At 30.1% G+C, this 13,085-nt stretch carries 14 protein-coding genes; 13 read left to right on the top strand and 1 reads right to left on the bottom strand.

Annotated elements, in window-relative coordinates; genetic code table 11:
• Positions 1-207 precede the first annotated feature (207 nt).
• Entirely contained in the window at positions 208-1,257 is a 1,050-nt protein-coding gene (rsgA, locus tag LQ668_RS09205) for a ribosome small subunit-dependent GTPase A (RefSeq protein ID WP_239732772.1), read from the top strand.
• Between the two features lie 34 nt (positions 1,258-1,291).
• Here the strand turns inward: rsgA and LQ668_RS09200 are convergent, their stop codons facing one another.
• Positions 1,292-1,468, bottom strand: coding sequence for a hypothetical protein (locus LQ668_RS09200; RefSeq protein WP_170167693.1), 177 nt, complete (start codon positions 1,466-1,468; stop codon positions 1,292-1,294).
• 166 nt (positions 1,469-1,634) lie between these two features.
• Between LQ668_RS09200 and LQ668_RS09195 the strand changes: the two genes are divergently transcribed.
• From LQ668_RS09195 to LQ668_RS09140, 12 genes are all read left to right on the top strand, one after another.
• Positions 1,635-2,918 (top strand): aminotransferase class I/II-fold pyridoxal phosphate-dependent enzyme, encoded by a 1,284-nt coding sequence (locus tag LQ668_RS09195; RefSeq protein WP_107509516.1) that lies wholly within the window; start codon positions 1,635-1,637, stop codon positions 2,916-2,918.
• A 252-nt stretch (positions 2,919-3,170) separates the two neighbouring features.
• Complete coding sequence (gene pmtR, locus LQ668_RS09190; RefSeq protein ID WP_078358546.1) at positions 3,171-3,548, top strand: PSM export ABC transporter transcriptional regulator PmtR; 378 nt, start codon at positions 3,171-3,173, stop codon at positions 3,546-3,548.
• Position 3,549: 1 nt separating this feature from the next.
• Positions 3,550-4,425 carry a phenol-soluble modulin export ABC transporter ATP-binding protein PmtA gene (gene pmtA / locus LQ668_RS09185; RefSeq protein ID WP_411815242.1) on the top strand — a complete coding sequence of 292 codons (876 nt, stop codon included), beginning with the start codon at positions 3,550-3,552 and terminating at the stop codon, positions 4,423-4,425.
• Positions 4,426-5,082, top strand: coding sequence for an ABC-2 transporter permease (locus LQ668_RS09180; RefSeq protein ID WP_115337246.1), 657 nt, complete (start codon positions 4,426-4,428; stop codon positions 5,080-5,082).
• Positions 5,079-5,744 (top strand): phenol-soluble modulin export ABC transporter permease subunit PmtB, encoded by a 666-nt coding sequence (gene pmtB, locus LQ668_RS09175; RefSeq protein WP_115337247.1) that lies wholly within the window; start codon positions 5,079-5,081, stop codon positions 5,742-5,744. The genes LQ668_RS09180 and pmtB overlap by 4 nt, the downstream gene beginning before the upstream one ends.
• A 17-nt stretch (positions 5,745-5,761) precedes the next feature.
• Positions 5,762-6,631, top strand: a complete 870-nt coding sequence (gene pmtC / locus LQ668_RS09170) for a phenol-soluble modulin export ABC transporter ATP-binding protein PmtC (protein ID WP_115337248.1) — start codon at positions 5,762-5,764, stop codon at positions 6,629-6,631.
• Positions 6,631-7,359 (top strand): ABC transporter permease subunit, encoded by a 729-nt coding sequence (locus LQ668_RS09165; protein ID WP_115337249.1) that lies wholly within the window; start codon positions 6,631-6,633, stop codon positions 7,357-7,359. Before pmtC ends, LQ668_RS09165 begins: the two co-directional genes overlap by 1 nt.
• Before the next feature lie 61 nt (positions 7,360-7,420).
• Positions 7,421-7,624 (top strand): hypothetical protein, encoded by a 204-nt coding sequence (locus LQ668_RS09160; protein WP_078358540.1) that lies wholly within the window; start codon positions 7,421-7,423, stop codon positions 7,622-7,624.
• A gap of 47 nt (positions 7,625-7,671) precedes the next feature.
• A complete protein-coding gene (locus LQ668_RS09155; protein WP_078358539.1) occupies positions 7,672-8,862 on the top strand; it encodes an amidohydrolase in 1,191 nt (396 codons plus the stop codon).
• Between the two features lie 138 nt (positions 8,863-9,000).
• Positions 9,001-9,708: a GntR family transcriptional regulator gene (locus tag LQ668_RS09150; RefSeq protein WP_115337250.1), complete on the top strand. Its 708-nt coding sequence runs from the start codon at positions 9,001-9,003 to the stop codon at positions 9,706-9,708.
• Between the two features lie 9 nt (positions 9,709-9,717).
• Positions 9,718-11,253, top strand: coding sequence for a gluconokinase (gene gntK, locus LQ668_RS09145; protein ID WP_208143670.1), 1,536 nt, complete (start codon positions 9,718-9,720; stop codon positions 11,251-11,253).
• A gap of 12 nt (positions 11,254-11,265) precedes the next feature.
• The gene (locus tag LQ668_RS09140; RefSeq protein WP_239732770.1) at positions 11,266-12,624 is read left to right on the top strand and encodes a gluconate:H+ symporter; all 1,359 of its coding nucleotides are present in this window, start codon (positions 11,266-11,268) and stop codon (positions 12,622-12,624) included.
• The last annotated feature ends 461 nt before the right edge of the window (positions 12,625-13,085 follow it).

The following is a 13,085-nucleotide window of genomic DNA, read 5'->3' as shown; positions in this document are numbered from 1 at the left end:
AAATTTTAACATATTTAAACTGTATGTACTTATTTATCTTAAGTGGCTAATTACTATGAAATATTGCTTATAATAAAGTATTCCCTTACAATAATGTTAATAAAGTTGAAAGGATGATGTTTTATGATGGTATTAAATAACTTGTTTCAAGATAACTTAAGAATGGGTGGCCATAATTCCTAATATATAAATTATAAGGGGAATTAAATGAATTTATACCAACTAGGCATCAAAAAAGAACAGCTAGATTTTTTCGAAGAATACTTTACAAGTGACTTTCAACTTGGAAGAATATCACTTGTTGCTCAAAATCATTTTAGAATTTTAACAACAAAAGGTGAATGTAAAGGAGAAATTACACAAAAATTAGTTCAAAATAATTCTATTCCTGCAATAGGAGATTGGGTAATAGTTAACGAATTAGCTGATTTTCAATTAATTATTGATATATTACCGAGAATTAGTGAATTAAAACGTCAATCAAAAAAACATGAATCACTAAATCAATATATTGCGACAAATTTAGATGAAGTATTTGTCGTAATGGGTTTGGACAACGATTTCAATTTAAATCGATTAGAAAGATATATAATTCAAATAAATGAGAGTAAAGCTAACCCAGTCATTATATTGAATAAAATGGATACAATAGAGGATTATAAAGATAAGGTAAAGCTTGTAGAAGATAGAGTGAAAGATATACCAATTATCGTAACAAGTGTAACTAAAGGTATCAATTTAGAACAAATAAAAAATAGATTTCATGAAGGTATGACGGCTACTTTAGTCGGTTCTTCTGGAGTGGGTAAATCCAGTATTGCTAATTACTTGATAGGCAATGATACATTAAAAGTAAATTCAACGAGAGATGCAGACAGTAAAGGTCGTCATACAACTACTCATAGAGGATTATATTTCATTGAACCTAATGGGATTATAATAGATACGCCGGGTATGAGAAGTCTTTCGATATCAGCTGATAAAGAAGTTATTGAGAATAGTTTTGAAGATATTATGGATTTAGCAAAATATTGTAAATTCAAAGATTGTTCTCATGATAATGAACCAGAATGTAGAGTTCAAGAAGCTATAAAAAGTGGTGAATTAGATCAAAATAGATACGACAATTATTTAAAGCTACTCAGAGAAGTAGCGTTTAATGAATCTAAGGTATCAAAGAAAGCAGCTTCAGAGAAGAAACAAGAATGGAAAAGTATTACAAAATCTAATCGCAAACGAAATAAAGTGAAATATTAAAATAACAGGCTGAGACATTTAATTGTCCAGCCTGTTATTTCTTTTTATTGCTCTTTTTACGATCACTACTTCTACTAATGAAGGCAGCAACTAAAAATAAAATGGATGCTAATGTAAATTGAATACCAGATTGTCCGCTAATTTCAAAACCTAATCCAATAATTAATGAGACAATCGCTAATCCTAATAGAGCTTTTGTAATTGTAGACATAAAATTGACTCCTTTTCTTAATTTATATTATATCAATTTTTATATTGTAATCCAAAAGGATAAGTACTTTTAAAAATAAATTATGAAATTTAGTAAACATGCTTTTAATTTTTATAATTCTCGTCTAGTATAGAGGTATCATAACAATGAAAGAGGATGACTTTCTATGAACCCACTAGCTTTAGAATTGAACGAACAATTGAAAAAGGAATATCCAGTATTATTAGATATGCTTTCTGATTTAGGTAAATCAATTTATTATCCAAAAGGTATATTATCACAATCTGGTGAAGCAAAAGGCACTAAATATAATGCTACGATTGGTATGGCTACAACTGACGAAGGTATCATGTACGCAGATGCTTTATATAATCAGTTTGGTGATCAAGATCCAAGTGATATTTTCCCTTATTCTCCACCACAGGGTGATGAGAGATTACGTACACTTTGGGAAAAGAAAATTTTAAAAGATAATCCTGATTTAAGTTCTAATGACATTTCTAAGCCAATAGTCACTAATGCATTAACACATGGTTTATCATTAGCTGGTGATTTATTTGTAAATGCTCAAGATACAATTTTGTTACCAGAACATAACTGGGGTAACTATAAACTAGCATTTGGTGTAAGACATAGTGCTAATATTGAAACTTATCAAGCTTTTGAGGAAGATGGAAGCTTTACATTAGAATATTTCAAAAATGCTCTTGAGAATTATAATAAAGAAAAAGTAGTATTAGTATTAAATTTCCCTAATAATCCAACAGGTTATACGCCAGTGGTTAAAGAAGTTGAGGAAATGGTAGCATCAATTAAAAAATTAGCAGATAAAGGCACACAAGTTATTACATTAGTAGATGATGCCTATTATGGCTTGTTCTTTGAGGATGTATATAAACAATCTGTGTTTACAGCTTTAACACAGTTAGACCATGAAAATGTTATGCCAGTCAAAATAGATGGTGCAACAAAAGAGTATTTCGCTTGGGGATTCCGAGTAGGGTTCCTAACTTTTGGCAGCAAGAACGAGAAAGTTAAAGATGTATTAGTAGCAAAATTAAAAGGATTAATTAGAAGTAATTTATCTAGTTGTTCTTTACCTAGCCAAACAGCAATTATTCATGCAATGGAAGATCCTTCATTCCAATCACAAATTGATCAAAACATTAATATTTTGAAAGAAAGATATGAAGTAACTAAAGAAGTTGCATATCGTGATGCATATAAAGAATTGTGGACACCGTATGCATTTAATTCAGGCTACTTTATGGCTGTTAAAGTAAAAGATGTAGACCCAGAAGAATTAAGATTACATCTCATTAATAACTATAGTATTGGTATTATTGCTTTAAACAAAACAGACATTAGAATTGCATTTAGTTGTATCGAAAAATCAGATATTGAACATGTATTTGAATCAATCGCTAACGCAATTCACGACTTAAAATAATAAATTCAAAGTAGTCCGGATACAAAAGTTCTGGAAAATTAATAAGAGCAAAAATTCAATGTTAACATTGAATTTTTGCTCTTATTTTTTCTGACTTGTGAGAATAAAGGTATTCTGTGACTAAGTGGTATCAGTAAAAGCAATTCTAGGTAAAATTGCTGATAAGTGTGGCCACAAAAGATGGTTTGTTGACAACTATGTATATAGTGTATATACTGTTTATACACACTTTGAAATGTCGGGAGGTTTCATATGAAGATTCTTTTACAGAATAGTAGCAATCAACCAATATACGAACAAATTAAAGAACAAATTAAAGCTCATATCCTTCAAGGTAATCTAGAACCTGGTGAATCATTACCTTCTATGAGAGAGTTAGCAAGTGATTTAGGTGTAAGTTTAATCACGACTAAACGTGCTTATGTTGATTTGGAGCAAGAACAATTTGTTACAACCATAAGAGGAAAAGGTACTTTCGTTAAATCACAAGACCCATCCATTATGAAAGAAAAGCAGTTTATTGTTATTGAAGATTTAGCTAAAGAATTAACAAAGCAAGCTAAATTAATAGGGATGGATGTTAAAGAAATAAATGAAATTATTACTTTGATATATGAGGAAGGTGAATAAAGTGGCTAATGCAATAGAAGTTAATCAATTAAATTATAAAGTTGAAAATCTTCAACTAAAAAATATTAGTTTTGAAGTAAAAAAAGGTTATGTTACAGGTTTTATTGGAGCTAATGGATCAGGTAAAACAACTATCATCCGCATAATAATGGGCTTGTTAAAAGAACAAAGCGGAGATTTAAAGTTATTAGGTGAGTATTTAACAGCTAACCCAGTTGAAATTAAAAACAAAATTGGGTTTGTATATTCTGAACTTTACATGTATGAGAATTGGAACATAAAAACAATAGAATCTGTTGTAAGCAAATACTATAAAAATTGGGACCACGATATGTTTCAAAAATATATGAACCAATTTCAACTTCCATATAAGCAAAAGATAAAACAATTTTCTACAGGTATGAAGATGAAACTTTCATTAGCAATCGCTTTAAGTCATCATGCTGAGCTTTATATATTAGATGAACCAACAGCTGGACTTGATCCTGTTGTGAGGAATGAAGTACTAGAAATTTTACAAAAAGAATTAATTGATGAAGATAAAACAATTTTCTTTTCAACTCATATAATTTCAGATTTAGAAAAAATAGCCGACTACATTGTGTACTTAAAAGATGGCTCAATCGTTATTAATGAAAGTGTTGATGAACTTATAGAAGGTTATAAAATTATTAAAGGTGATTCTGCTATACTCGATGATGAATTAAGAGAACTGTTAATAAGTATTAAAGAAACTCACACTGGGTTTTCTGGATTAACAAACCAAAGCTCCGTATTTGTAGAGTTATTTGGAAACGACATCGTTGTTGAAACACCATCTATTGAAGATATCATGGTAAGAATTGAAAAGGATAAATTCAATAAGGAAGTGGTTTAAATGAAAGCAATATTTTATCGGAATTTTCAATATGAAAAGGGCTATTACTTATTATATTTATTGTGCTTTATTTTGACTTTCTTTTCTGAATTTACATTTTCAGTTAATGGAAATGGACTGTTTAATTTCGTTCCTATTTATTTTATAGCAGTTGTTTCGGTTCACTGTATTAATAATGCAATATTCTTGAATAAACAAAGTAGTCAAATATTTTATAATAGTTTACCCATTTCCAAAATAGATATCGTAAAAGCACATTATTTATATAATTTATTATTGACGACTATTTCATTTGTTATGGTAACCATTATTGCAATATATAAACAAGACACGATATTTATACAAGGAGCAATATTTATTGTAGCCACAAATTTATTTACATTAAGTATTGTGTATCCTACAATTGCACAAGTTAATCACAATCAGTTTGGAGCTTGGATATTGGTTGGAATGTATGTGGTTTTTACAATGTTTTATTTTGGAATTTATTCAAACCGTTCTTATCCATTTGCTGATGTACTTGGATGGAAAATATACTTGTATTTCCTGCCAACTATATTATTAATTATCGCTATGACAACTTGGATAATACAGTTCAACAAGGCTATCCATAAAGCTAAAAATGACAAAATAAATATTTATGGAGGTATAAAATGAAAGCAATATTATATAGAAACTTAGTTTTATTAAAGCCATATTTATTTATATTGTTAGGCATTACATTGATGTCACCATTGTTGATTGTTATTCCAATACAGAATTTCTTTAAAATTGCTATTTTAGGTGTATTAGTCATAACAATCCATATTGTGTTCTTAGTTTGGTCATATTATCTCTATTTAAGAATTAGTGAAAATTATTCTGAGCTTACATTTTTAAGCTTACCAGTAAAGCAATCAACAGTAATTAATGCTCATTATTTCACAGCAATAATATTGATTCTATTAACACTAGTTACGTTAGCAATATTATCAGCAACAGCTTTATTATTTAAAGGATCTGGAATGGAAGTCACAATTGACTTTACAAGTGTGTTCATGAATATATCTGCTAATTTGTTAACGGTTAGTTTGATATTACCATTGGCTGAATATAAAAGATTGCTGAAAATCCCACTTATATTTTGGATTATTATAGTGGGTGCTATTATCCCAAACATGATTCAATATATAGATAATTTGATTGGCGTGTTCTATATCCATACAGAAGTATTTTCTCAATATGATATGGAAATATATTTAGGCTGTTCAATTATATTATTTGTTATAACTTATTTCTTAGCTATTAATAAAGCACGTAAAAATACTATTACAATTTAAAGAAGAGGTGAGTAGTTGTGAAATTAACTCAAATACAGAAACATTACGGAAAACAACATGTCCTAAAAAATATAGATTTTGAATTTGGTGAAAGCCAAATTGTAGGTTTAATCGGAAAAAATGGTGTTGGTAAAACAACATTAATGAAAATTATGAATGAAAATATTGTTAAATATGATGGTACTTTTAGTAAAGAAAGCAATACTAAAGTCGGCTATTTAATAGAAAATCCTAAATTATATTTGAACAAAACTGGCTATTATAACTTAAACTTTTTTAGAAATGTTTTGGGTACACAAGTTGATGATCAATATATCAATCAATTAATAGAATCATTTGGTATAAAACCATATATCAATAAAAAAGTTAAAAAGTATTCTATGGGAATGAAACAGAAGTTATCAATAGCAGTTGCTTTAATGAACAAACCACAATACTTAATTTTAGATGAGCCTACAAATGGAATGGATCCAGATGGTTCTATCGATGTATTGAAGACGTTAGAAAGAGTTAGTAAAGAATTGAATATTAAAATTTTAATTTCTAGTCATAAATTAGAAGATATAGAGCTAATATGTGACAGAACAGTGTTTATGAAAGATGGCGCGATTGTTGAAGATTACAATATGAAAGATCAATCAACGTATGTAACGAAGTTTACTTTTGTACAAGAAGTTTATAATGAAGCACTTAACATACTTACTATGAAGTACAAAGTAGTAGCAAGCAATAAGCAAGAATCAATAATCTCTGTTGAAGCATTACAAGATTATCAAGGCGTATTAAAAGAGCTTGGCAATAAAAATATTTATCCGAAATTTATCGAAAATAATAAAACAACGTTGAGAGATCAATACTTTAATATTAATAAAGGAGTTGAAGCATAATGAATATTGGACAACATGTAAAATATGACTTAACAAGAATTTTCAAGAGTCCTTTAGGATATTTAGGATTTTTACTATCAATTATACCTGCAGTAGGTGTTATTATTTCAGTTAAAACTTTAGATGCACCTTTCAATGCACAAGTTGTTTTATCAATGTTCATTATGTTTGGTGGACTTGTTGCACTTATGTTTGCTATTAGAACGATTGTACGTGATATGCAATTCGGTACAATACAGTTATTTTTAAATTCGAAAACTAATCGAATTAAGTATTTATATGCTAAATTACTATCTGTAGTTGGTGTAGTCATTATATTTGCTGTTTTTGGTACACTATTTACATTGTTATCATCGACAATGATAGATGCAGGGAAGTTAAGTTTCACTGATTATCTAAAAATGTTAGGCGTATTAATGTTAATCATTGTTTTCTATGTCACATTATTAAATATATTAAATTTATTAACAGGTAAATCTGCCATTGTTTATACGGCTGCAATACTTTGTATGATTTTATTACCTAATATATTTGAGGCATTCATATTTATACCAAAAATTGGCGAAGATTTAGCAAACATGATGAAATATAATCCTTTAGACTTTTTACCTAAAATATTAAATCAAGGTATGATATCAATGAAGGTATATCAAATTTGGATTTCAATTGCATGTATAGTTATTTTCACAGCAATTAATCACTACATTATAAGAAATAAGAATATATAATGGTTTATCCCTCATTTCTATGTTAAATTTAACTTATTAGATATATGAATGAGGGATATTTTTGGGTAAAAAATTTATAAAACATTATATCATAATAGGTGTATTGTGTATTATCGGGAGTTTCTTTTTCGAAGGAACACCTAAATCATTAATGATTGGTGCAGGTCTAGGATTTTTCCTTACAGCAATTTTAGCTATTTTTGAAAAAGAAGATAAAGTAGATGAGCATCCAGATAAAACTAAAAGTGAAGAAGATAAAAAGTAACTGCTACTTCGTGTAGTAGTTACTTTTTATGAAATTGGGGTGAACATATGTTACGAAGTTTATTATTTAAAAAGTTAGAACAAAAAGAGCAAAGTATGATAAAACATTATAAACACTTGCATCAGTACCCAGAACCATCATTTAACGAAATCATAACATCACAATATATTGAGTCATTCTATAAAGATAAAGATGTTAAAATACATAATCGTATTGGTGGAAATTATGGATTAATAGTAGAAATAGAAGGTAGTAAACCAGGTAGAACCATCGCTTTAAGAGCAGACTTTGATGCTTTGAATATTACTGAAGATACCGGTCTACCATTTTCTTCTAAACATGAAGGTTGGATGCATGCATGTGGTCATGATGCACATACTGCTTATTTAATGGTGCTTGCAGAAAGTTTAATTGAGTTGAAGGATCATTTACCAGGTAAAATAGTTATTGTACATCAACATGCTGAGGAATTAGCACCCGGTGGAGCAATTGATATGATAAACTCGGGATATTTAAATGATGTTGATGAGATATATGGTATACACTTATTCCCAGATTACACACCAGATGTTATTTCATATAGAAAAGGTCCAACAATGGGAGGACGATCATTATTCCATTTAAAAGTTAAAGGTAAAGGTGGCCATGGTTCCAGTCCTCATTTAGCAAATGATGCTATTATGGCAGCGAGTACTTTTGTTACTAATGTTCAAACGGTAGTTTCAAGAAGATTAAATCCTTTTGATATGGGTGTAGTAACTATAAGTTCATTTAATGGCTTAGGTTCATTAAATGTAATACAAGAAAGTGTGGAACTAGCAGGTGATGTACGGTATATGGAAAGCCGTATTGGCCACCAAATACATGACGAAATAGTACAATTAATTGAGGGATTAGAAGAAACATTTGGTGTATCTTGCGAATTTAAATATGAATTAGATTGTATACCTTTAATCAATCATTATAAACAAACTGATTATTTAGTTGATATTTTAGCAACTAGCCAAGGTGATTATTTTGAATCGTTAAAAGAGCATGAGCAACTTACGAGTTCAGAAGACTTCGCGAGTTATTTAGAAAAAATCCCTGGCACATTTTTCTTTATAGGTTGCAAACCATATGATATTGATGAAGCATTTTATAATCATAGTCCTAAATTTATCGTTAACGAAGATGCTTTATTAACTGCAAGTAAAGCATTAGGAGAAGTTGTTTTAAACAGATTATATATTGAATGAATTTTAATTTAAACACACACTAACAATTTGTTAGTGTGTGTTTTTACTTTAAAAAACTAATCGTAACCGTTTACAAATATGTAGAAAACGTTTACAATAACTTGTATACAAGTATACGGATGATTTTGGAGGGATTTTATGAAGCATCATTATCACTATCCTAGCGATTGGTTAAAACATCGTTCTACTGGAGAACAAGTGGCGAGTGAACTTAGATTAGCTATTATAAGTAAAGAAATTGCAGAAGGTGACAAGCTAAGCGAAAACAAAATTGCTCAACAGTTTGAAGTCAGCCGTTCACCCGTGAGAGATGCACTTAAACTACTTCAACAAGATGGTCTAATTTCTCTTGAAAGAATGGGAGCTGTTGTTATTGGTTTGTCTAATACTAATCAAAAAGAAATTTATGATATTAGGTTAATGTTAGAGTCGTTCGTTTTTGAAAGACTACAGTTAGAAAATAATACAGAAGTCATCAAACAATTAAATAAAATCTTGAAAATGATGTCAGTTGCAGTTGAATTTGAAGATGCAGACGAATTTACAAGACTGGATCTACAGTTCCACGAATCTATGATTACAGCAATTAATCATCAATATATTGAAATGATATGGCATAACTTAACCCCTGTTATGGAATGTTTAATTTTAGTTTCGATGAGGCAAAGAATGAAAAATGATTTAGATGACTTTAAGCGAGTTATTCATAATCATAAAGTATATATAGAAGCTATTGAAACTAAGGACAGAAATAAGATGAAAGAAGCATTTCACTTAAACTTTGATGATGTAGATGAACAAATAGATGTTCTATGGAATTCGCAAATAAATATAGATAGAAAGTAGGATTATAAAATGAAATACATGATTGGTATTGATATCGGTACAACGAGCACGAAAGCTGTTATATATGATGAAGAAGGCAATTTTTTAAATAAACATAGTATTGAATACCCTATGTCAACAAAAGAAATTGGTGTTGCTGAGGAAAATCCTGAAGAAATATTCGATGCTGTCATATTCACAGTTAAAAAGGTGATTAGAGATACTGGAGCAGAACCAAAAAATATTAAATTGTTAAGTTTTAGTAGTGCTATGCATAGTTTAATAGCTATGGATAAAGACAACAAACCTTTAACTGAATGTATAACTTGGGCTGATAATAGAGCAAGTAAATATGCAAATATGATAAATGAAAAACATGATGGACTTGAAATATATAAAAGAACGGGAACACCAATTCATCCAATGTCTCCTTTGTCTAAAATATTTTGGTTAAAGCATGAACACGCTGATATTTATGACAAAACTGCAAAATGGATTGATATAAAATCTTATATATTTTATCAGTTATTCGAAGAGTACGTAATGGATCATTCAATAGGTTCTGCAACGGGTATGATGAACCTTAAGTCATTAGCTTGGGATAAAGAAGTAATGTCTTTACTTGGAATTAATGAAAGTCAATTGCCAAATTTAGTTTCCACTACACATATTATGAAGAACGTTAATAAAAAATATGCAGATATAATGGGCATTGATGAAAATACACCTATTGTAATCGGTGCATCTGATGGTGTACTTTCTAATTTAGGCGTGAATAGTTACCGCGAAGGTGAAGTTGCTGTAACAATTGGTACAAGTGGCGCTATAAGAACAATTATAGATAAGCCTAAGACAGACGAAAAGGGAAGAATATTTTGCTATGTATTAACTGAAGATCACTATTGTATTGGTGGACCAGTTAATAATGGTGGTGTTGTACTTAGATGGTTAAGGGATGAATTATTAGCTAGTGAGGTAGAAACAGCTAAGCGATTAGGTGTTGATTCATATGATGTCTTAACTAAAATTGCGAGCAGAGTAAAACCTGGCGCAAACGGATTAATTTTCCACCCTTATTTAGCAGGAGAGCGTGCACCGTTATGGAATGCTAATGCAAGAGGTAGTTATTTCGGTCTGACATTATCACATAAAAAAGAGCATATGATTAGAGCAGCATTAGAAGGCGTACTTCTAAACTTATATACAGTATATCTTGCATTAATCGAAGTTATGGAGAAATCACCAGAACAAATTAAAGCGACAGGTGGATTTGCTAAAAGTGAAGTTTGGAGACAAATGATGGCAGATATCTTTGATACTTCAGTTGAAGTTCCTGAAAGTTATGAAAGTTCTTGCTTAGGCGCTTGTGTTTTAGGATTAAAAGCACTAGGAGAAATTGAAGATTTTGAAGTATTGGACAAAATGGTAGGTAAGACGTATCAACACGAACCAGAACAAGAAAATGTTGATATTTATCAATCACTTATACCAATTTATATAAATTTAAGCCGTAAATTAACTGAAGAGTACGATTTGATTTCAGAATTTCAAGCAACACATTCATAAGGAGATGTTAATATGTTTTCAGATATTGCACCATTATTAATAGTAGCAGTAGCAATTATATTATTATTAGGTTTAATTATGTGGTTAAAACTTAACACTTTTGTATCGTTAATTATAACTGCGATGGTAACAGGCATAATGTTAGGAATGCCATTAAGCAAAATTATTGGAACAATTGAAACAGGTATGGGATCTACACTTGGTCACATTGCATTAATATTTGGTTTAGGAGCGATGTTAGGTAAGTTATTAGCAGATGGTGGTGGTGCAACAAGAATTGCACACACATTAATTAATAAATTTGGTCAAAAACGAATTCAATGGGCAGTTGTTACTGCATCATTTATTATCGGTATAGCATTATTCTTTGAAGTAGGATTAGTATTATTAATTCCTATAGTATTTACAATAGCTAAAGAATCTAAAGTTTCTACATTATACTTAGGTATTCCAATGACAGCAGCATTATCAGTAACTCACGGATTTTTACCACCACATCCAGGTCCAGTTATGATTGCTAAGGAATTTGGAGCGGAAATTGGTCAAGTTTTAATATTTGGTATCATTGTAGCAATACCCGTTACAATAATTGCTGGACCAATTTTCACTAAATTTGCTAGAAAAATTATACCAGAAGCATTTACAAAATCGGGCGACTTAGCATCTCTAGGTAAACAAAAATCTTTCAAAATTGAAGAAACACCAGGATTTGCAATTTCAGCATTAACGGCTTTATTACCAGTATTTATAATGCTTGTTTCAACAGTTGTAGATTTAGTAACAGGTTCACCAGAGAATCCAGAAGGCATATTAGATTTTATTAGTTTTATAGGTGAAGCGGGTACAGCAATGTTAATTTCAGTATTGTTTGCTATTTATTCAATGGGAATTAACAGAGGATATAAAGTTAATCAAGTTATGGATACATTAACTAATGCCATATATCCAATTGGTATGATGCTACTAATCATTGGCGGTGGCGGTGCATTCAAACAAATATTAATCGACGGTGGAGTAGGTAAAACTGTCGAAGAACTATTTACAGGTTCAGCAATGTCACCAATATTACTAGCTTGGATTGTAGCAGCTGTATTAAGAATATCGCTAGGTTCAGCGACAGTAGCAGCAATTTCAACAGTAGGTATTGTAATGCCATTATTAGAATCATCAGACGTTAACCTTGCTTTAGTAGTATTAGCAACAGGTGCTGGTAGTGTAATAGCATCACATGTAAATGATGCAGGTTTCTGGATGTTTAAAGAGTATTTCGGATTAACAATGAAAGAAACATTCTTATCATGGACATTATTAGAAACAGTTATATCAGTATCAGGTATCATATTCATACTATTTATTAGTTTATTTGTTTAATAGAAAAACTTGTGACATAAATGTCATAGAAATTTTATAAGAGCAGAAATTCAATTTTAATAATGAATTTCTGCTCTTATTTTTTATAAAAATCATTTTGGCAACTCTTAGAACTACCATCAGATTGCCCGCAAAGTCTAAGACTTTGTTGGTATTTTTTATGCCCATGCTTTCCTCTTTTGTGAATACAGACATCCTTAGTTACACTTCAACTGACTTGTGTTAACATAGGCATTCTTACTTACACTTCTCTCCACTTATGTGAATACAGATATCCATATTTAAATTTCTCTCTACTTGTGTAAATATAGACATCTTTACTTACACTTCACTCGACTTGTGTGAATACAGACATCCTTAGTTACACTTCTTGGACCGTCTACACTTAATTGGACAACTTCTTTAAAGAGAAGTATTGTTAAAATTAAGAAAGTAGGTGGTCTTTTTATGAGAAGAGAGCG

The sequence above is a fragment of the Mammaliicoccus sp. K-M42 genome (genome assembly GCF_022386375.1).
Taxonomy (GTDB): domain Bacteria; phylum Bacillota; class Bacilli; order Staphylococcales; family Staphylococcaceae; genus Mammaliicoccus; species Mammaliicoccus fleurettii.
The sequence above is the reverse complement of the archived record's forward strand: the minus strand, read 5'-3'. Positions and strand labels throughout refer to the sequence as shown.